This is a genomic window from Legionella anisa (genome assembly GCF_001467525.1).
GTDB lineage: Bacteria > Pseudomonadota > Gammaproteobacteria > Legionellales > Legionellaceae > Legionella > Legionella anisa.
The window spans coordinates 17,513-36,931 of sequence record NZ_LNXS01000037.1 but is presented as its reverse complement, the minus strand read 5'-3'; the positions used below and the strand labels follow the sequence as shown (position 1 = coordinate 36,931).

Here is a 19,419-nt window from a genome sequence, read left to right as displayed (position 1 = left end):
GCGTGACGATGAATCGGTACAACTATTAAATAAAAAAAGTTTTCTCTCCCATCGAGTAGGGATGGAGGGGCACAGTTAAGGAACTTTGTCATTCCCGCATAGGCGGGAATCCATTTTCTAAATTAACTTTGGTCTTCGATTTAGAGTTGGATTCCCCTGCGCGGGATGATACTTTACGTACACTTAACTTAATTGCAGCAGGACTCAGTTTCGCTCATTCAGGCTAGGTTTAATTTTTTGGGCTTACTTCATAGGATGGGGGTTGCTTTATTTAGACATATGTATAGGGAGTATCAAGCGTTGAGTACATTAACCAGTTTGCCGAATTTATTAACATTACTGCGGATTATGCTCATTCCAGTATTTGTTATTGTCTTTTATTTGCCGCTTTCATTTGCGCATATGTTAGCAGCCAGTATTTTTGCTGCAGCAAGTTTTACTGATTGGTTAGATGGCTATTTGGCGCGTAAACTCAAGATGATGTCTCCTTTTGGTGCTTTTCTTGATCCGGTTGCAGATAAGTTATTGGTTTCTACCAGTTTACTGTTATTGGTAGGAGCTAAGGAAATTAACTACATTACTATTCCTGCTATGGTTATTGTTGGACGCGAAATTGTTATTTCAGCATTACGGGAGTGGATGGCTGAAATTGGCAGAAGGGCGAGTGTTACCGTAGGCTATGTGGGTAAGATAAAAACGTTTTTGCAAATGATTGCTTTATTTTTATTGCTTGCGTTTAATCCGGAGGATACTTGGGGCGGTATTTTTGGTTTTGTCTTACTTTATGTGGCCGCAATTTTAACGATTTGGTCGATGATTATTTACCTGGCAATTGCTTGGCCAGAATTAACGAAAAAAAATTAATTTTATTATTGACAGGGTGTTAAATTTCGGTAGAATCACACCCCGTAGAGACGCGGGAATAGCTCAGTTGGTAGAGCACAACCTTGCCAAGGTTGGGGTCGCGAGTTCGAGTCTCGTTTCCCGCTCCAAATTAAAGCGACAAAAAGTCGCTTTTTTTTTTAGAGCTAGGAAGATATAGAAGTATTAATTGGGGCTGTGTGGCAGAGTGGTCATGCAGCGGCCTGCAAAGCCGTGTACGCCGGTTCGATTCCGGCCTCAGCCTCCATAATCGATTGCCCAGGTGGCGAAACAGGTAGACGCAAGGGACTTAAAATCCCTCGGTGGTAACACCATGCCGGTTCGATTCCGGCCCTGGGCACCAATCACATTCATTCTGTAGCAAATAAGATTAAAGCAAGAATTGCAAAGACCATACCCAATCCATGTTTGAATGTTAGTCCCTGTTTCAGAAACACAACACACAATAATAGCGTAATCATAGGATACATCGATGTGACGAGCACCACAGGCATTGTAGGTCCGTTACGAAGCGCGGCAATAAAAAAAATACAGGCAATCCCGCTTGCTAAGCCGTTCAATAGTCCGTACGCACTGCCTTTAGGGCAAAGATCCAGTTTGAAATCAAGCAGTACCAAAGCGATGATGCCAGAAATTAATACACCTATGCTTGAATAAAAAGTGATGGACAGGGGATTAATGAAACTTGATGCCCGTGTGCCCCAATAGCCCCAGGCACCATAAAGACACAAAGCAATGAGTGAGGGATAATACCAAGAGCTAGGATTCATACACATTACCTTACCTGATAGCAGGTTTTACATATTGGTTACATAGGATAACCGCTAGTTTATTAAAAAAATACTGTACTGAGTGTTCTTTATTGATTCTTTGCTGAAAAAAGCCAGTCTAACTCTATTCCGACGTCCCGCGGTTTGTTCGCGATTGGCAGAAATGTGATCACGAGACAGGTATTCTTCACCTAGGTATCATATGTGCACTTAGCTGGGAACCACTCTTTGTTCAGCAGATGGCGAGCTGGATTGATAATCCAGTTCTCTTTGTTTCCCTAACCATTCAACGAATCGGGTACGAAAAGCTTTAAAAAATAAGAGGAAACGATTGGATGAGCGAATCTGCGCCATTTCATCTTTTTGATACAAATCCAAGATTTCTTTTGAGGTGGTTAATTTTAAATTTAAGGCAATTTTATCTGCATGAAAGGCAATGTCAGTCAAGGCACAATTTTTTAATTTAAAGAAATCCTCGACAATTTCACGACCTTCTATTTTAAAATCAGCAAGCGTAAATTGATGTTTTGCGAAGTAGGTACAGTTTTTACCGTTTGTTGCTTTTAATTCTTCATGAGCACCTGCTTCAATAAGTTCCCTACTTAAATCATCAAAATGATAAAATCTCGCCCAATGAAGCGCAGTCATCCCATGATGGTCACTGTAATTTACATCACACTTTAGTTCGCGCATTTTTTCCAAAATATGCTTTGCAGCTTCTTTATCAGCCAGTTTGCAGGCTAAGAGCAGGGCTGTATTGTCATAAGAAGTTGCTAAGAGAAGTTTCGAGTTTGCCAAGCTCAATGCATGTTTCAGATTAAAAAGGTTGCGTTCAATAATGGCTTGATGTAACGGGGTATTGGTTGGTACTACATCATCATAACTTCCCTTCTCAGGCAGAGAAAGTTGGCAAAAGGGATTGAGTATTTCTAATGTTTCTTGGCATGACTCGACAGATTGTAGTTCGCGCAGGTAGGCATTGAAAAAAATTTTAAGTGCGTCTAAACGATGTAATAAGGGCAGAGTGTGTTTTAAAATACTGGGGTGCAGCAAATCATTACTTTGTAAATAGCCCAGCAACGATTGGAGTTTTTCTATACTGCTTTTATATCTTAATTGAGGCAGCATTGCTTCTATTATATCTTTTCGTAAAAGATCGAGCCTGTCTATGAATTTAAGAAATTGTTCCAGTGTTCGCAGGTCTTCCACTGAGGGGGTCGCTGTGGTTAACAATTCTGTCATTAAAGGAGTTAATTCAGAAGGCAGGCTTTTACAGAGTCCAAATAGATCAAAAATTAAATACCAATCACTATATTCTTCCGTATGTCTCAGGTCACCTTCACCTATAGTTAATGGAAGCGGAGTAACATGAGTTATTTGCGTATATCGAGCAAGCTTTTCTTTTTGGGCCAAAAGACAAATGAGCTCATAAATTTTATCATCGCGTGCAGGTGCCATCCTAATTGCTTTAATCAGAGCTCTGCGTGTTTCCTGGCTTGTATTTTCATTGAGAAACACCTGCAAGGCCAAGACAGGATGAGAAAAGTGTTTTGCTTTAGTGAAGGAAACGAGATGAATGAAATCAGTTAACTGGTCAAGTGCGTCGCCCCCGGGGACTACCGCAAGTTCTTCACTAACTAATGCATCTATTTCATCAAAATGAACATCTGGCTTATTGACCAAAGCAATAATCTTATCACTGAAGATGATTTTTTTCGCTTCTACTTGCGATGTGGCCATAATCGTCCTTCTGTAAAGTCAATGGTTTGATTGTTAAAACATGTTACTTTAAATAATTTAAATTTACAATTTGTAAAATTAGTGACGATAAAACAATAATCTACGTTAATATATGTGGGTTATCTGATGAGACAATATAAATGAGTCGAACTAGGTATAAGGTATATCTCTTGGATGATTTTTTCACTACAATAAGGCTTTAACCAAAAATCAAAGCAAATATGTATAAACCATTAGCCCTTTTTATGGGGTTGCGCTATACGCGTTCCAGAAAGAAGAATCATTTTGTTTCCTTTATTTCGTTAAGCTCGATGTTAGGTATAGGCTTAGGCGTGATGGTTCTTATTACGGTCTTATCGGTAATGAATGGATTTGACCAGCAAATCCATAATCGGTTTTTTGGGATGGCTCCTGAAATTACGGTTTCCGGGCCCAATGAACGACTGAGTAATTGGCCTGAAGTGGCTAAAGAAATCCAAACGATCCCTGAAATTAAAGCACTCGCACCTTATGTTGGCGGACAGGGATTAATGGTTAATGACGGACAGGTTTTACCTATTGTCTTAACGGGAATTTTACCCGAGAAAGAACAACAGATGAGCCACTTACAAGATAAATTGCTTGCTGGGAGTCTAAATAATTTAAAAGATTTTGGCATTATCTTGGGTAGAGGGCTTGCAGACAGCATGGGGATGATGATTGGGGATAAGGTCACCGTTATGATTCCTCAGGCAACAGTTACCCCTGCCGGAATGATTCCTCGCTTTAAACGATTCACCGTAGTTGGGGTTTTTTCTGCTGGAAGTGGGTTTAATTTTGATACTAAGTTGGCATTCATCAATATGGGAGATGCGCAAAAATTATTGCAAATGGGTGATGAGGTAACTGGAATCAAGATGAAAATAGATAATGTTTATCAAGCCCCCGAATTATCTAATCAATTATCGAATTTATTAGGTGGCGAGTATCAGGTAGGCAATTGGACCCAGCAATATGGTGCCTTTTTCCAGGCGGTTAAAATGGAAAAAACAATGATGTTTCTCATCTTATTGCTGATTATCGCAGTGGCTGCATTTAATTTAGTATCTTCCCTGGTGATGGTTGTTAATGACAAACAAGCAGAAATCGCTATTTTAAGAACTATTGGTGCGACGCCTTCTACCATATTATGGACATTTATAGTGCAAGGAATGATGGTGGGAATTGTAGGCACCCTTTTTGGTTTACTTGGTGGATTAGTATTGGCAAAAAATGCAACCACAATTGTGAATCATCTGCAAAGCTGGTTTCATGTTAAAGTTTTATCGTCCAGCATTTATTTTGTTGACTATTTACCTTCAGAAATTCTGTTTAGCGATCTATGGAAGGTTTGTGTTATGGCGTTATTAATGAGTTTTCTCGCAACAATTTATCCTGCCTGGCGGGCCTCAAAAACAGTGATTGCGGAGGCTTTGCATTATGAGTGATGTTATTTTAAATGCGAAAAAACTATGCAAGTCATACAATGACGGTACTTCTAAAGTCGAAGTATTGCGAGGGATTGATTTGTCCATAGCTCAAGGCGAACGCTTAGCAATTATTGGGCCTTCAGGATCTGGGAAAAGCACTTTATTGCATTTGTTGGGTGGATTGGATAGGCCAACAAGCGGAGATGTATCGATTAAGGATGTAAATTGGCAAACGATAAATGAAAAACAACGATGTAAACTACGTAATCAAGGTTTGGGATTTATCTATCAGTTTCATCACTTGTTACCGGAGTTTACAGCACTTGAAAATGTTTGCATGCCTTTATTATTAGCAAATATCTCGGTGAAGGATGCAGAGGCAGAAGCAAGTAAAATGTTGGATGATGTTGGCCTTAAAGAAAGAAAAACACATAAACCTGCACAGCTTTCAGGCGGAGAGCGACAAAGAGTTGCGATAGCCAGAGCTCTAGTGCATCAACCTTACTGTGTATTAGCGGATGAACCCACAGGAAATCTTGACCAGACTACCGCAACAAAAGTATTTGATCTCATGCTGGAACTTAATAGAAAATTGAATACTGCTTTAGTTATTGTCACCCATGATCAACAGTTAGCAAAACAGATGGATAGAGTTTTGGTATTAGGAGAGGGTGTTGTATCTGACTTTAAGTAGATTTGGACTGTTAGCTAAGATCCAACTGGAATTATTTAGAAATTAATAAAACAGGAAAGAATAAGATGTTTAATAAAACTGAAAAGATTGGTAAAAAGCAATCATCCAATGACTTGACTCGAGATATCCCCTTGAGCCGCTCACCAGAAAGTTTAATAGATAAGATCAAAGCAGATAAAAAGCAGTATGAGCTTACAGATGTCGGAGTTCCATTAACCTCCCACGGTTTTTTGTCCTCCAAACGCAGTCGTAGTTCCTTAAAAGAAGAGGATTTTCAAGCATCGGAACTAGAAATAATACTTGAAGAGTCAAGCGAAGAAGAGGCTACTAAGAGTGAATTTACCTATTAACCTTATAATATTTTAATGAATTGAAGAAGCAGACTCTGTATGGAGTTTCGCTTCATACTTCAAAGGCTCTCATAAGTTGTTATAATAATAAACATGAGCGCTGTAGATGGGCAAGAATAAAAATCGAGTAAGTCAACTCCTCTTGGTACGAAATCAAAAGAGACCTCAAAATAGTTTCTTTAGGCTTGGCATAAATTTCTCTACGTGACGCCTTAACCAACAGTAACATCAATTCCAAATTATTAAAATATTTATCGTGTATCTCTATTGAAACTCAGGAGAACTGTTTTTGAAAAATTGTCCTGCACAAGTGGTTCGATAATAGTACATCATGGCTATTAATTATTTCTTAATATTGCGGTGATACAATCATCGGCCTTTTAAAAGAAATGTTAATTTAACTCTCAGAGAGAATGAAGTATGCCCAGAATATTAAATAGCGAAGCTTATGTAGAAATGGAAAATAAACTTGATACCTTATTTGAGCAAGTTTATAAACACAATAAGAGAGATAGACAGGAAATAACTTCTCAGGTCCAATATTTTTTAGATGATTTAAGTGAATCCCTTGTGAGTCATTGCCGCCAATTATTTATCCAGGTTCGAGAAGAAGATGTAATTTATTATAAGTCAAAAGATAAACGTAAGGGAGCCTACAGTCTTGATCCTTTGAGCGATTATGCTACTGATTTGCAGCTCCTGATTACTGTCTTAATTGCGGGACAAGAAGATCCTACCAAGCGCGTCTTTTATTATGAACTATTCATCCAATTAATGAATTCATGTTACCGCAAAGGGGATTTAACAAGCGCTACCGCCATTTGGCAAGGTCTACGATCTAATAATCTTGAAAAGTATGTTGATATGAAGAAAATCAGCTCTGAGAGCCGTTTGCTTTGTGAAAAATGTGATGTTGAGCTCGAAAAAATAAATCATCCTATGACGACAATAATCGCACATGAGGAATTGAGAAAAAAATTTAAAGGAGTTTTAATTCCATCATTAAATCCCTTAATAGTGATTCAGGCGAACTGCAAAGAAGTATACGATAACAGTCGTAACGAGGCCGTAGAGAAACTTAAAGAAATTGAACCCAAATTACGCGAGCTGGATCGAGAAATGCATCAATTTCTTAATCAATTACAGAGAGACAATTCAATCTGGTCTCAAGAATATTATGATTATATGAGTACGGTTTATCTTTCCCAGTGTCAGTTTGAATATCTTCGACTTTTGCGAGAGTATGGTGAGCATTTAGGCTATCCTGGCGTGGCTAAAGAGTTTCATAATGATCAAAGTGCAGAACGATTTATTTGTCTCTTAGACCGTTGTTTTGAAGAAAACCGAGCTCTTGAAAATGATTCACCTCCAAATGAAGAAGTACTTGCATTATTAGCGGAAGTTGCAGAATTTCGCCGTACTTATCCTGGTGACATTACGTGGGATCTGTATGATTTGGTTAAGGACAATTGCAGTGTTGTTAAAGCCAGAAACCTACCTAAAGATACTTCTGAAATTATGAAGGGTCTTACATTTCCTCAAGCAACTCCAGGAGCTTGGTATGGGTATGGTGAGCAAGAACCCAGAAAGGTAGAGTATATTCAACCTACTTATGAGGGTATTAAATTATTGAATGAGTTAAATGATGCGATAGAAGCTCGCCAACCTAAAGTTACCTCTGTACCATCAGTAGGTCGGATGCATTGTGGATTCTTTAATGGTGTTGCTCAGGATGTTGAATATCAGCAAACACGTGAAATTCTGGATGATGTTCAGGGAGTTGATTATTATATTTAGAATACTACGCAATCTAGAATCAGCATTGTTAAGATGATGGTTATAATATATTGCTTCTAACTGTCTCTTGAGCAAAGAAATGATCAAGAGACAGTTGCAAAAACAGGCTACGTTTGGATATCTATTAAAAAATCCACTTCCTAGTATTCTGCATGTCCTGGTGTGCGTGGGAAAGGAATGACATCACGTACGTTGGCTAAACCGGTAACATAGCTTACCAATCGTTCGAACCCTAAACCAAATCCTGCATGAGGTACCGTACCGTAACGGCGCAGGTCCCTATACCATTGATAGCTTTCTTTATTTAGATTACATTCCTCGATGCGCTTATCCAGAATATCCAGGCGTTCTTCGCGTTGACTGCCTCCTATAATTTCGCCGATTCCAGGTGCTAAAACATCCATAGCTGCGACCGTTTTTCCATCATCATTAAGACGCATGTAAAAACCTTTAATTTCTTGAGGATAGTTAGTGAGTATCACCGGTTTTTTACAATGAATTTCTGCCAGATAGCGCTCATGCTCCGATTGTAAATCCAATCCCCAACTCACAGGAAACTCAAAAGACTGAGCGCTTTTTTCCAAAATTTTAATGGCATCGGTGTACGTCATGACTTCAAAGTCTGAATCAGCAATATGTTCTAGACGTTCAGTACATCCGGGGGCAACGAATTGATTGAAAAAGTCCATATCATCTGCTCGCTCGTCCAGAACCGCTTTGCATAAATAACGCAACATACTTTGACTTAAATCACAAATATCTTGCAAAGTAGCAAAAGCAACTTCAGGTTCAATCATCCAGAATTCCGCCAGATGACGGCTTGTATTTGAGTTTTCAGCGCGGAAAGTTGGTCCAAAAGTATATACTTTGGACATGGCCATACAATAGGCCTCCAGGTTTAGCTGCCCTGAAACGGTAAGAAAAGTTTCTTTACCAAAAAAGTCTTTACTAAAGTCAATTTGGCCGTATTCATTTTTAGGCACATTTAAAAGATCTAAAGTGGATACGCGAAACATTTCACCCGCACCTTCACAATCGCTTGAGGTGATAATGGGAGTATGTATCCAGAAAAAACCTTGCTCGTGGAAAAAACGATGGATGGCCTGTGATAGGCAATGACGGATTCGCGTGACCGCACTAATTGTATTTGTACGAGGTCGCAGATGGGCTACCTCACGTAGAAATTCCAGTGTATGACGCTTCGCCTGAATAGGATAGGTATCTGGATTTTCTACCCAACCGACGACTTGAATCGAGTCAGCCTGAATTTCAAAAGCTTGGCCTTTTCCTTGTGAAGCGACTAATTTTCCTGAGGCAATCAAAGCGCATCCGGCATTAAGTTTGCTGACTTCTTCATTATAATTAGATAAACCGTCTGTAGCTACGATTTGAATAGGAGCAAAACAGGAGCCATCATGCAGGCTAATAAAAGATAAGCCCATTTTGGAATCACGTCGGGTCTTTACCCAACCTCTAACAGTAACGTGTTCATCAATGCTGATTTCACCATCTAAACACTGTTTTATGGTAAAAACTTTGGTCATTTTTTACTCCTCACACTCTATATATTTTGCTCGGTCACAAAGCGTTTTTAGGGTTTTGTTCCATTTCACACTTTTGGCTAAACGATCCTGATTTTCCGTGTTACTCACATACTTTGTGTATGCTGCACTACGGTGCTCTAAAATCAGACCATTTTGACTCAAGCGAGCGAAATGGAAACAAGCCTGAGTATTTTTTAAATTCTATCAGTCCGATATACATTTTCGCTTAAAGAATTCATTAGGTTAGCGAGACTGGATATACCAAAAAATCGCAATTTGTGACCTCATGAAGTATAGATACCTTTAACTAAAAATGAGATGATACACTGGGGTTATCCGCATTTCTACTATCTTGGTACAAAAGGCATGCATTTTCTGCTTCAGCCGCGGTACTCCTAAAACAAAATTTTAAATTTTATCTCAGAAAAAATGAATGTGCTTAAGAAGTTGCGTATACAAAAGTACGTGGGCATCTGGGTACAGAAAATCAAGGTCGTGCGCAAAGAGTAGAATTATATGCAGGCCCTGGAATTATTGAGGAAACATTATGTTGCGAATAGTACTCTGTATTTTATTATTCTTTTGTTCTTTTATGGTTGCAGCAAATGATACGATATTAAAATTGTACAGGCCTTATGGTGATGCTACAGAGCAGGTAACTCCCCAAGTGAAAAAAATACTCAAGGGTGAGTGCCATTCTCAATCGCAACTGATCGTCCGCGAAGATGCCTGGCGTTGTAGTGCGCAGGGCAAAACTTATGATCCTTGCTTTGTTAAATCAGGTCCAAACAGGACAGAGGCTATATGTCCTCAATCTCCCTGGATTGGAGATAGTGTGCAGATTAATGTGAAGCAGCCTTTGGATAATGAACTCAATAAAACTTTGGATATGTCGCTTGCTTATCCTTGGGGCGTTGAGTTAACTACTGGAGAGCGTTGTAAAGCAATTAATTCAGGAAAAATTTACGATCACATGCCAGTGCGTTACAAGTGCAGTAATAAAAATTACCTGGTTGGTCATTTACAACGATGTAAAACTGTATGGAGTATGCTTAAAAAAACGCCCCAAGGTGTTGTGAATGTCGAACTAAGTAAAGCATGGTTCTGAACAGAATATGGAGGAAAATCATTTGCCGATTTAAAATTAATTAATTGATTTTAAATAAATTTTTATTGATTATGTTGTAAAAAAATCAGAAAATCTCGTCGCTTTTTTAAAGCGATTTATATATCTTTTAATCATAATTAATTTTAAAGTTTAGGATTGCAAATGCAAAGTAAATTAGAAAAACTATTGGAAAACTCTCGCTTCAAGAGTAATGAAGAATCAATCGCCCGTTTGCAGAGCTCTGACGGATCTAATCTATACTCAATTGTTCTTTTATGTCAAGAAAATATAAAACTCTTAAATACTTTAACATCTCCTGAGCAAGATGAAGAATTTTATGATGTTTTTTATGATGCAGAGCTGCAATTGGAATTAATAAATAAACTCGGTTCGTATTATTTAACTTTATATAAAACATTAATCTCTATTAAAAATCCAACAGCACGTGATGAATTAGATCAAGTGAAATATAGAAAGCTTGCTGAAGAATACAACTCCGAAGAAGTAAAGAAAATGGATATGGAGTTGGAACGAGTTCAACTTGATGCCGATTATTCATTAGCCCTGTATTTAAATGATTTGGAAGATAATGAGGTTTCCCAAAAATATTCACGCCAACGATTCTTTAATATAGAACCAGAAGACAATTTAGAACCAAGAAACGACGAAGAAGAAAATCCATCCAAAAAAAGAAGATTATTTCTCTAAAAAAAGATGATGCATCAAGAGTGTTTATGTAAATGATCGCAACGATACGATTGCAAATTTTTCGAAACCGCAGCCTGGGTGAAGCGCAGCGTAACCCGGGTTTACTCATCATAAAAGCGCGTAGCAACCGCCTTGAAATAAACTTTCAAGACGTTTGCACGTTTTGGCCAGAATATTTCCCTTAAGCTTCAGGTACTGCTTTTTGGAATGGTTCCAGGGTTAAACAATGAGTATTGATTTCATTGATAAGTGGATAGTTATCCATTGCAAAATGAAAACGGTTTGCATTGTAGACCTGAGGAATAAGGCAGAGATCAGCTAAAGTAACGGAATTTCCAAAGCAAAAAAATTGACTGCGATCAATATGCTGCAATTTCGCTTCAAACGCGTCAAATCCGGCTTTAAGCCAATGATGATACCATTCAGTAACTTGTGCTTCATTCGCTTGAAATTGCTCTTTTATTCGGTTTAATACCCTTAAGTTATTCAGAGGATGCATATCACAAGCAACGATTAAGGCAAGTGATCTTACAGTAGCTTTATCCAGTGGATTTTGAGGTAATAGAGCAGGGGCTGGGTAAGCCTCATCCAGATAGTCGATAATGGCAAGTGATTGACTAATCACTTTTCCATTGACTTCCAAGCTGGGAACCAATTCTTGAGGATTTATCTTTCGATATTCCGGGCTATGTTGTTCTCCACCATGATTCACTAAATGAATATCAATTTTTTCATAAGCGATATTTTTGAGGTTCAGGGCAATACGCACACGATAACAGGCTGTGGAGCGAAAATAGTCATAAAGTTTCATCGCTTATATCCGCTCAACGACTTGATCGATTGCACCAAACAGGCTTGTGCCCTGTTTATCGAGCATTTCAATACGAATGCGATCCCCAAAATGCATAAAAGACGTTTTAGCCTGTCCCTGCTCTATGAGTTCCAACATTCTTTTTTCAGCAATACATGAAGATCCTTTACTGCGATCAAGATTCGAAACAGTACCTGAACCAATAATTGTTCCCGCACTGAGGACTCTGGTTTTTGCCGCGTGTTGAATGAGCTCTGGAAAAGAAAAGGTCATGTCAATTCCTGCATTAGGTTGGCCAAATAATTTTCCATTTAGATGGCTCAATAAAGGCAGGTGCACACGTTGGCCGTCCCAATCAGCACCTAATTCATCCGGGGTGATGGCTACAGGAGAAAAACTGCTTGAAGGTTTGGAATGGAAAAAACCAAAACCTTTTGCCAGTTCATCTGGGATTAAATTACGTAATGAGACATCATTAACCAGCATCAACAATTTAATATGTTGACCCGCATCTTTAGAGCTTATGCCCATAGGAACATCACCAGTCACCACTGCAACTTCTGCTTCAAAGTCAATACCGTATGCCTCATCGGCAACTAAAATGGGATCTCTGGGGCCAAGGAAGGAATCGGAACCGCCTTGATACATCAAAGGATCAGTCCAGAAATTTGCTGGCAGTTCAGCCCCACGGGCTTTACGCACAAGCTCAACATGGTTGACATAGGCGCTGCCATCAGCCCATTGATACGCACGGGGTAAGGGGGATGTGCAGTGTTGTGGATCGAAACTGATGGTATTTTCCAAATGTCCTTCATTAAGTTGTTGATAGACCTTGTGTAACTTTTCTTTTACGGTGTCCCAATGCTCTAGAGCGTATTGCAAATTGGCTGCTATCTGGGGCACACGTACTGCACGAGTCAATGCTTGATTGACTACGCATAATTCTCCATCTCGTGATGTAGATTTTAAACTGGCAAGTTTCATAAGCTCCTCATTAGTAGTTGTAGCCTGGGTGCAGCGGAGCGAAACCCGGGATTTTACGAGCAAAAATCACTTCTCAATCCCGGGTTCCGCTGCGCTGCACCCAGGCTACAGAGTATTTCAGGCCACATTCTTAAGCAGATGTTTCTTTCAAAGTACCACGTCTGATCTGATCTCGTTCAATGGCTTCGAATAAAGCCTGAAAGTTACCTTCACCAAATCCCTGATTTCCCTTGCGCTGAATAATTTCAAAAAAAACGGGGCCAAAGATATTTTCAGTGAAGATTTGCAGTAATAAACCATGTTTTGGATCTCTCTCGCCATCAATCAGAATTTTCTCTTCTTGAAGTTGATCGACTTGCTCTTGATGCCAGGGAAGACGATCATGCAACATTTCGTAATAGGTATCTGGAACATCAAGGAATTTAACGCCTTGTTCTCTTAATGTATGCACCGTACGATAAATATTGTTCGTGGTTAATGCGATATGTTGGATGCCTTCACCTTTGTATTCGTGAAGAAATTCTTCAATTTGTGACAAATCATCTTTGGATTCATTTAAAGGGATTTTGATTTTCCCACATGGGCTACCCAGAGCACGGCTTAATAATCCAGTCATTTTTCCTTTAATATTAAAATAACGAATTTCCTGGAAGTTAAAAATGGATTCATAAAACTTGGCCCATTTATCCATGTTGCCGCGAAATACGTTATGGGTTAAATGATCAATCATAATTAAGCCATTTCCTTCTACTTTTTTATTGGGTTGATGTTCCCAATGAGCAGAGAAGGGTTGATGGTGATCATCAACAAAGTAAATAACACTTCCACCTATAGCCTGGATGCCAAGCAAACCATGATGAGCGTGCGTACAGTCTTCAAAAGCAGTTGCTCCATGTTTGATTGCATACTCAAACGCAGCATTGGCATTTTTGACTTTAAATCCCATAGCGCAGGCACCTGCTCCATGAATCTTGGCATGATCTTCTGCTTGGCAATGTGTGGCCGCATTGACTATAAATTGAATTTCACCTTGTTGAAATAAAGTGATGTCTTGGTTTTTATGATGAGCAGTAGCTTGGAAACCCATGTCAGTGAATTGTTGATGCAGACGTTTTTTATCTGGACCTGAAAATTCTAGAAAAGCAAAACCATCTAATCCACAAGGGTTGTTGTTTGTTTGCATTGTCTCATTACTCCTTTAAAGTTATTCGGTACTTACACAATTTCTTATAAGGATGGAAAAAACAAAGGTGTCGTAGCCTGGGTGACGCGCAGCGAAACCCGGGAATTTCATAAACCCGGGTTTCGCTGCGCTTCACCCAGACTACATTATGATCTTTAAGATGGTTGTACTAAAAACAATCCATCTGCTATGGGCAATAAACTAATAAACACACGCTGATCATTTTTAATCAATTCGTTAAGTTTCTTAATTTCCCTGGTTTGTCCACCTGTTTCATTCTCATCGATTACTTTACCATCCCAAAATATATTATCTATAGCGATTAGTCCTTGAGGTTGAATGAGTTTTAATGCCAATTCATAGTAATTCACATAGTTGGTTTTGTCGGCATCGATAAAAATGAAATCAAATTTTTGCTCCCAACCTTCGGAGATTAACGCATGTAACGTGTCTAATGCACGACCAAGGCGTAATTCAATTTTATGGTCTTGTTTTGCCTCTTTCCAGAAAGGATGTGCTTTGCTTGTCCATTCCGCATTGATGTCACAGGTGATGAGCCTCCCATCATCAGGCAGCATTAAAGACATTGCTAAAGCACTATAACCAGTAAATGTACCTAACTCTAAAACATTTTTTGCATGAATCAAACGCAAGAGCAATTGCATAAATTGTGCTTGCTCCGGCGCGACTTGCATATTCGCCAACTCCATAGTAGAGGTTACTTTGCGTAGACCAGTCAGAGAAGGGTGTTCCCGCAAAGATTTATCTATCATGTATTCATAAAGATTTGGAGTTAGGCTTAAATGCTTCATAGTGTCAACAAACCCCTAAGATAATTTTTCTTTTGCCAAATTATCCGCAATGTCACTAGTAGGTAAATTTTCTTTAACAGACAGGGCAAAAATTTCAGTTAAATGGCCATAAATGGCATCGATCTGTTCGTTAATTTTCTCTTCAGGAGTATGAAGATATTTAGACGCTGCAAAAATTAATCCCCCGGCATTGATAACATAGTCTACAGCAAATAAAATGCCTTTATCATGTAATTTTTTACCATGATACGTATGAGCCAGCTGGTTATTTGCCGCACCGGCGATAATTGTAGTTTGCAGTTGAGAAATAGTAATGTCATTGATAATTGCACCTAAGGCACACGGTGCAAAAACGTCACAGGGAACCTTGTGAATTTGATCAGTACTTACTGCTTTAGCGCCAAATTCAGTAACAGCACGATCTACAGCAGTTGGAGAAATATCAGCAACAGTGAGTGTAGCCCCTAATTCATGTAAATGTCTGGCGAGCAAAAATCCAACATGACCCAAACCTTGAATGGCTACATGAATATCTTTTAGGCTTTCTTTTCCTAGTTTGAAGGCTACGGCTGCTTGAATGCCTCGTAGAATCCCTCTGGCTGTAGAAGGTGAAGGATCACCATGGTATTTGGATAAACTGGCTACATAGGGGGTGTGCTCTCCAATGATATCCATGTCTGGCAATTCCGTTCCGCTGTCAAGAGCAGTAATGTAACGTCCATTTAATTCATTAACAAATCGACCAAATTGATGCATGTATTGGGCGCGATCAAACGGACCATTGGGTTTGATAATAACGGATTTACCGCCTCCCAGAGGCAAGTTGACCGATGCCGCTTTGAAACTCATTCCCCGCGCGAGACGCATGGCGTCTTGGATTGCTGCATAAGTATTCGGATATTCAATAAAACGACAACCGCCTAAAGCAGGACCTAATTTGGTATTGTGAATGGCGATGATTGCTTTCATTCCAGTTGCAGGGTCTACTTTAAAATGTAAGTCGCCAAAGCCATGAGAGAGGGCGTAATCGAGGAAATCATCTTCAGCTATTATTGGGTTACTACTTGATATATTGTCCACTGACATCATTGTTTATGCTCCTCTTGCAAATATTTTGCAGAAGTTATATTCCTATTTTTTGATTAAATCAATGGTAAAGGTTAATAATTTGGTGTCTTAAGGTGTGCTGGTATACACTTAATTTCATTATTCATCACGTTGGAGAGAGTCATGCGCCAAGTAGCTGTTAGAATGTTGGCTTTAATGTTAGTCACACCGTTTGCTTTTGCTGAAAATGCTTTACCGCCTCCTTTTCCTCCTCAGTTAGTTCTTGATAAAATTGATTTTCAACTTTCAGCAAAACAATGGGTTACAACTCAAACTGCTTTATTGGGAGTCAATATTAATGTGACTTTAACCAGCGCTGATTTAGTGAAGGCGCGTGCTGATATTATGGAGCGATTAAACAAAATCGCCAAGGGAGAATGGCATTTGATCGAATTCGATCGCTCACAAGATAGTTCTGGCCTTGAAAAATTATATGTACAGGCACAAGCACGAGTAAGCCAGGAGGTATTGACTGATATTTATAAAAATGCCAAAGATGTGAGTTTACCTGGTGCTAAATATGAAATATCCAGTGTTGATTTCAAACCAAGTTTTGATGAAACTCAGGCTGTTTTAGGGCAAATTCGACAACGACTGTATCAACAAGTGAATGATGAACTTGCTCGTATTAATAAAGCATACCCAGGACAGAATTACAGCGTCAGTAATTTGGTTTTTGTTGAAGGAGCTAATCCTCCTCCGCCAAGACCTTATCAAGCGAAGACAATGAACACCATGATGGTAGGAGAAGCAGCTGCTGCGGCTCCGGCTTTGACAGTTAGTAATGAATTAATATTAACTGCAATTGTTGGGGTTGCTTCGAATCGTAAGCAATAAAAAAGTAGCCTGGGTGAAGGCAAAGCCGTAACCCAGGAAAATTATTACCGAACCCCGGGTTACGGCTTTGCCTTCACCCAGGCTACATTTCCTACATTTTATAAAAAGGGGAATCAATTTGTTGGTTGTTGAAAAAATTATTGGGCATCGAGGAGCGGCTGCTTATGCTCCTGAGAATACATTGGCTGCTTTTGACAAGGCTTTGGCTTTAGGATGTCGTTTTATTGAATTTGATGTGATGTGTAGCGCTGATGGTGAACCTTTTGTAATTCATGACGACAATTTAAAAAGAACAACAAATGGACGCGGTGAAGTAGGCATGGTTGAGTCCGGTTATTTGCGCTCATTGGATGCCGGCTCTTGGTTTTCACGACAATTTAAAGGCGAGCATATTCCTCATTTTAAAGAAGTACTGAAGTGGTTGTCTTTTTCAGGCGTTCAGGCAAATGTAGAAATTAAACCTTATCCTGGTACAGAAGAGCAAACTGCGGTAGCAGTAATGAGTCACATTCAACGTTATTGGCCACAGGATAAAGATCTGCCTTTGGTTTCCAGTTTTTCTTGGGATGCTTTAGTTTTATGTCGAAGTATTGCCCCAGAAATGCCATTAGGTTTACTACTGCATACTTGGGATGAGCAATGGTTGCAAAAAGCAAAACAGTTAGAGTGTTTTTCCATTCATTTGAATCGCAGGGTGTTAACCGAGGAGCGGGTAAAGGCAATTAAAGCAGCGGGCTATGTACTTTGTACTTATACGGTGAATCGCAGACGTTTGGCTAATAAGTTATTTGGCTGGGGGGTTGATGCGGTTTTTAGTGACTATCCTGATTTATTGGCATGAAAAAATTATTACTTTTTTTATTCATTCTCTTTTCTACTCTGTCGGTCCAGGCAAAACGAGTTGAACTGGTATTTTGGCATGGAATGGCCGGACATCTTGGTGATGAAGTCAGATTACTCGCTGACGACTTTAATCAAAGTCAAAGTGAATATTTTATTAAACCTGTTTATAAGGGAAATTATGTAGAGACATTAACAAGTTTTGCTGCGGCATTCAGAGCACATCATCCTCCCGCAATCGTGCAAATCTTTGAGGTTGGCACTGCGATTATGCAGTCACCTAAGGGTGTCATCAAGCCAGTAGACGAACTGATGCAAGAACAAGGAATGCGCTTACCCCAAGAGGACTTTATTCAATCGGTTCGTGAGTTTTATAGCAATAATGGTCAATTGTTGGCTTTGCCTTTTAATCTCTCAGTAGCAACTCTATATTACAATCAGGATGTACTCGCCAAAGTAGGTTATTCCCAAGCCAACTTTCCACGTACTTGGTCCGAGATGGAGGTATTGGCAGAGAAGCTAAAAAAAGCGGGTTATGATTGTACCTATACAACAGCTTATCCGGGATGGGTACTTTTTGAATCGTTTTTGGCGATTCATGGATTACCGTTAACTCAGAATAATCCGGTACGTGCTGTTTATGCAACGCCGCAACTACTTCATCATTTTGAACGTTTGCAGCGTTGGCATTCACTGCATTATTTTCGATATGCCGGCAGGGTCGATGATGCTACTATTTTATTTACCAGTGGTATTTGTCCTTTATTTAGCCAATCTTCTGGGGCTTATAATAGCTTATCTACCTTAGTTCCCTTTCATTTAGGCATTGCCAGTATGCCTTTGGATACAGAAGTAAGTAAGCTAAGACATGCGAATGTTGCTGGAGGTGCTGCATTATGGGCAGTTGGCGGGCAAACGAAGGAACACTATAAAGGAATAGCCCAATTCTTTGCATTTATTACCAAACCCGAAACACAAAAACGTTGGCATGAACATACAGGCTATCTTCCCATAGGATTACACGGTATCTATGCAGATATTTTACGCAGTAGCCGCCATCCTACCTTATTGATGGCGCGTACTGATTTAGAAGGTGAATTACACGAAAAGCCATTACAACGTTTTGGTCCACAAAATCAGATTCGCAGTATCAATGATGAGGTTTTGGAGGCGATGTTTGCTGGCTTTCTAAGTCCAAGCAAAGCCATACAGGAATCTGCAGCGCGAACCGATCATGTATTATTGCGTTTTGCAAGAAATACTACGGGACAATCATGATAAGAAAATCAAAAATACTTTGTATTCTAGCAATCACTTTTTACTGTTTTCTGGATGTTTTCGGTAATGTTTCTGATTATTATATCAATTTTGCTGCGGTCAAGCGCACGCTGATGATGAACGATATATTTCCCGATTCTTTAATTGGTTATCGAGCCATTACCAATCCCATACTGCATCATGCGATATATCTGGTTATCATTGGTTTTGAATTGTTAACCACGATAATCTGCGGTGTAGGGGCTTGGAAGTTATTTAAAGTGCGACATGCAAATGCATTCGTATTTAATGGTGCTAAGAGTTGGGCTGTAGCAGGGCTTACTTTGGGATTTTTAACCTGGAACGTGTTATTTATGTCTGTAGCAGGTGAATGGTTTGGCCTATGGATGTCCTCATTGCTAAGCGGCGCTCTAACAACGTCCTTCCAAATATTTATTACTTTTTTAGTTCTTCTGATCTACTTAATTATTAAAGACGAGTGATGGTTGAATTGGGAATCTTAATAAAAGTTAGTTATGTTCGTTAT

19 protein-coding genes and 3 tRNA genes are annotated in these 19,419 nt (G+C 39.3%); 14 read left to right on the top strand and 8 right to left on the bottom strand.

All coding sequences use genetic code 11. The features are described from left to right. Positions 1 to 300 precede the first annotated feature (300 nt). The 4 genes from pgsA to Lani_RS13040 all read left to right on the top strand — a co-directional run bounded on the left by pgsA (position 301) and on the right by Lani_RS13040 (position 1,225). Positions 301 to 864, top strand: coding sequence for a CDP-diacylglycerol--glycerol-3-phosphate 3-phosphatidyltransferase (gene pgsA / locus Lani_RS13055; RefSeq protein WP_040523126.1), 564 nt, complete (start codon positions 301 to 303; stop codon positions 862 to 864). 52 nt (positions 865 to 916) lie between these two features. Further along, a tRNA-Gly gene (locus Lani_RS13050) sits at positions 917 to 992 on the top strand. 63 nt (positions 993 to 1,055) lie between these two features. After that, positions 1,056 to 1,129: transfer RNA gene (locus Lani_RS13045), tRNA-Cys, on the top strand. Between the two features lie 9 nt (positions 1,130 to 1,138). Then, a tRNA-Leu gene (locus tag Lani_RS13040) sits at positions 1,139 to 1,225 on the top strand. A gap of 7 nt (positions 1,226 to 1,232) precedes the next feature. Here the strand turns inward: Lani_RS13040 and Lani_RS13035 are convergent. Then, positions 1,233 to 1,652: an EamA family transporter gene (locus Lani_RS13035; RefSeq protein WP_019234773.1), complete on the bottom strand. Its 420-nt coding sequence runs from the start codon at positions 1,650 to 1,652 to the stop codon at positions 1,233 to 1,235. A 210-nt stretch (positions 1,653 to 1,862) separates the two neighbouring features. Further along, positions 1,863 to 3,392 (bottom strand): Dot/Icm T4SS effector AnkQ/LegA10, encoded by a 1,530-nt coding sequence (gene ankQ / locus Lani_RS13030; RefSeq protein WP_019234774.1) that lies wholly within the window; start codon positions 3,390 to 3,392, stop codon positions 1,863 to 1,865. A gap of 221 nt (positions 3,393 to 3,613) precedes the next feature. On the opposite strand from ankQ, the gene Lani_RS13025 reads away from it, so the two are divergent. The 4 genes from Lani_RS13025 to Lani_RS13010 all read left to right on the top strand — a co-directional run bounded on the left by Lani_RS13025 (position 3,614) and on the right by Lani_RS13010 (position 7,681). After that, positions 3,614 to 4,858, top strand: coding sequence for a lipoprotein-releasing ABC transporter permease subunit (locus Lani_RS13025; protein WP_019234775.1), 1,245 nt, complete (start codon positions 3,614 to 3,616; stop codon positions 4,856 to 4,858). Beyond that, positions 4,851 to 5,534: a lipoprotein-releasing ABC transporter ATP-binding protein LolD gene (gene lolD, locus Lani_RS13020; protein WP_019234776.1), complete on the top strand. Its 684-nt coding sequence runs from the start codon at positions 4,851 to 4,853 to the stop codon at positions 5,532 to 5,534. Before Lani_RS13025 ends, lolD begins: the two co-directional genes overlap by 8 nt. A 65-nt stretch (positions 5,535 to 5,599) precedes the next feature. Further along, positions 5,600 to 5,884 carry a hypothetical protein gene (locus tag Lani_RS13015; protein WP_019234777.1) on the top strand — a complete coding sequence of 95 codons (285 nt, stop codon included), beginning with the start codon at positions 5,600 to 5,602 and terminating at the stop codon, positions 5,882 to 5,884. A gap of 420 nt (positions 5,885 to 6,304) precedes the next feature. Continuing rightward, positions 6,305 to 7,681 carry a RasGEF domain-containing protein gene (locus tag Lani_RS13010; protein WP_019234778.1) on the top strand — a complete coding sequence of 459 codons (1,377 nt, stop codon included), beginning with the start codon at positions 6,305 to 6,307 and terminating at the stop codon, positions 7,679 to 7,681. A gap of 140 nt (positions 7,682 to 7,821) precedes the next feature. Here the strand turns inward: Lani_RS13010 and asnS are convergent, their stop codons facing one another. Beyond that, on the bottom strand, positions 7,822 to 9,225 hold the full coding sequence (asnS, locus tag Lani_RS13005) for an asparagine--tRNA ligase (RefSeq protein ID WP_019234779.1): 1,404 nt from the start codon (positions 9,223 to 9,225) through the stop codon (positions 7,822 to 7,824). Between the two features lie 547 nt (positions 9,226 to 9,772). Between asnS and Lani_RS13000 the strand changes: the two genes are divergently transcribed. Both Lani_RS13000 and Lani_RS12995 read left to right on the top strand, forming a co-directional pair. Beyond that, positions 9,773 to 10,333, top strand: a complete 561-nt coding sequence (locus Lani_RS13000; protein WP_019234780.1) for a hypothetical protein — start codon at positions 9,773 to 9,775, stop codon at positions 10,331 to 10,333. 162 nt (positions 10,334 to 10,495) lie between these two features. After that, on the top strand, positions 10,496 to 11,041 hold the full coding sequence (locus Lani_RS12995) for a hypothetical protein (protein ID WP_019234781.1): 546 nt from the start codon (positions 10,496 to 10,498) through the stop codon (positions 11,039 to 11,041). Positions 11,042 to 11,222: 181 nt separating this feature from the next. Here Lani_RS12995 and maiA read toward each other — a convergent pair whose 3' ends face one another. The 5 genes from maiA to Lani_RS12970 all read right to left on the bottom strand — a co-directional run bounded on the left by maiA (position 11,223) and on the right by Lani_RS12970 (position 15,920). Then, positions 11,223 to 11,852, bottom strand: coding sequence for a maleylacetoacetate isomerase (gene maiA / locus Lani_RS12990; protein WP_019234782.1), 630 nt, complete (start codon positions 11,850 to 11,852; stop codon positions 11,223 to 11,225). A 3-nt stretch (positions 11,853 to 11,855) separates the two neighbouring features. After that, a complete protein-coding gene (locus tag Lani_RS12985; protein WP_019234783.1) occupies positions 11,856 to 12,836 on the bottom strand; it encodes a fumarylacetoacetate hydrolase family protein in 981 nt (326 codons plus the stop codon). A gap of 130 nt (positions 12,837 to 12,966) precedes the next feature. Next, complete coding sequence (hppD, locus tag Lani_RS12980) at positions 12,967 to 14,019, bottom strand: 4-hydroxyphenylpyruvate dioxygenase (protein ID WP_019234784.1); 1,053 nt, start codon at positions 14,017 to 14,019, stop codon at positions 12,967 to 12,969. A gap of 155 nt (positions 14,020 to 14,174) precedes the next feature. Next, positions 14,175 to 14,831, bottom strand: a complete 657-nt coding sequence (locus Lani_RS12975; RefSeq protein WP_019234785.1) for a class I SAM-dependent methyltransferase — start codon at positions 14,829 to 14,831, stop codon at positions 14,175 to 14,177. Between the two features lie 15 nt (positions 14,832 to 14,846). Beyond that, positions 14,847 to 15,920, bottom strand: a complete 1,074-nt coding sequence (locus tag Lani_RS12970) for a Leu/Phe/Val dehydrogenase (protein ID WP_019234786.1) — start codon at positions 15,918 to 15,920, stop codon at positions 14,847 to 14,849. Positions 15,921 to 16,061: 141 nt separating this feature from the next. Between Lani_RS12970 and Lani_RS12965 the strand changes: the two genes are divergently transcribed. From Lani_RS12965 to Lani_RS12950, 4 genes are all read left to right on the top strand, one after another. After that, positions 16,062 to 16,775, top strand: coding sequence for a hypothetical protein (locus Lani_RS12965; protein ID WP_019234787.1), 714 nt, complete (start codon positions 16,062 to 16,064; stop codon positions 16,773 to 16,775). Positions 16,776 to 16,896: 121 nt separating this feature from the next. Then, the gene (ugpQ, locus tag Lani_RS12960; RefSeq protein ID WP_085956462.1) at positions 16,897 to 17,616 is read left to right on the top strand and encodes a glycerophosphodiester phosphodiesterase; all 720 of its coding nucleotides are present in this window, start codon (positions 16,897 to 16,899) and stop codon (positions 17,614 to 17,616) included. Then, complete coding sequence (locus tag Lani_RS12955) at positions 17,613 to 18,893, top strand: extracellular solute-binding protein (protein WP_019234789.1); 1,281 nt, start codon at positions 17,613 to 17,615, stop codon at positions 18,891 to 18,893. The genes ugpQ and Lani_RS12955 overlap by 4 nt, the downstream gene beginning before the upstream one ends. Further along, positions 18,890 to 19,375, top strand: coding sequence for a DUF2165 family protein (locus Lani_RS12950; RefSeq protein WP_019234790.1), 486 nt, complete (start codon positions 18,890 to 18,892; stop codon positions 19,373 to 19,375). The genes Lani_RS12955 and Lani_RS12950 overlap by 4 nt, the downstream gene beginning before the upstream one ends. The last annotated feature ends 44 nt before the right edge of the window (positions 19,376 to 19,419 follow it).

Bases quoted from the DNA above. Each gene is read 5' to 3' on its own strand.
- Lani_RS13035 (WP_019234773.1), bottom strand. From the start codon at position 1,652: ATGAATCCTAGCTCTTGGTATTATCCCTCACTCATTGCTTTGTGTCTT.
- ankQ (WP_019234774.1), bottom strand. From the start codon at position 3,392: ATGGCCACATCGCAAGTAGAAGCGAAAAAAATCATCTTCAGTGATAAG.
- Lani_RS13025 (WP_019234775.1), top strand. From the start codon at position 3,614: ATGTATAAACCATTAGCCCTTTTTATGGGGTTGCGCTATACGCGTTCC.
- lolD (WP_019234776.1), top strand. From the start codon at position 4,851: ATGAGTGATGTTATTTTAAATGCGAAAAAACTATGCAAGTCATACAAT.
- Lani_RS13015 (WP_019234777.1), top strand. From the start codon at position 5,600: ATGTTTAATAAAACTGAAAAGATTGGTAAAAAGCAATCATCCAATGAC.
- Lani_RS13010 (WP_019234778.1), top strand. From the start codon at position 6,305: ATGCCCAGAATATTAAATAGCGAAGCTTATGTAGAAATGGAAAATAAA.
- asnS (WP_019234779.1), bottom strand. From the start codon at position 9,225: ATGACCAAAGTTTTTACCATAAAACAGTGTTTAGATGGTGAAATCAGC.
- Lani_RS13000 (WP_019234780.1), top strand. From the start codon at position 9,773: ATGTTGCGAATAGTACTCTGTATTTTATTATTCTTTTGTTCTTTTATG.
- Lani_RS12995 (WP_019234781.1), top strand. From the start codon at position 10,496: ATGCAAAGTAAATTAGAAAAACTATTGGAAAACTCTCGCTTCAAGAGT.
- maiA (WP_019234782.1), bottom strand. From the start codon at position 11,852: ATGAAACTTTATGACTATTTTCGCTCCACAGCCTGTTATCGTGTGCGT.
- Lani_RS12985 (WP_019234783.1), bottom strand. From the start codon at position 12,836: ATGAAACTTGCCAGTTTAAAATCTACATCACGAGATGGAGAATTATGC.
- hppD (WP_019234784.1), bottom strand. From the start codon at position 14,019: ATGCAAACAAACAACAACCCTTGTGGATTAGATGGTTTTGCTTTTCTA.
- Lani_RS12975 (WP_019234785.1), bottom strand. From the start codon at position 14,831: ATGAAGCATTTAAGCCTAACTCCAAATCTTTATGAATACATGATAGAT.
- Lani_RS12970 (WP_019234786.1), bottom strand. From the start codon at position 15,920: ATGATGTCAGTGGACAATATATCAAGTAGTAACCCAATAATAGCTGAA.
- Lani_RS12965 (WP_019234787.1), top strand. From the start codon at position 16,062: ATGCGCCAAGTAGCTGTTAGAATGTTGGCTTTAATGTTAGTCACACCG.
- Lani_RS12955 (WP_019234789.1), top strand. From the start codon at position 17,613: ATGAAAAAATTATTACTTTTTTTATTCATTCTCTTTTCTACTCTGTCG.
- Lani_RS12950 (WP_019234790.1), top strand. From the start codon at position 18,890: ATGATAAGAAAATCAAAAATACTTTGTATTCTAGCAATCACTTTTTAC.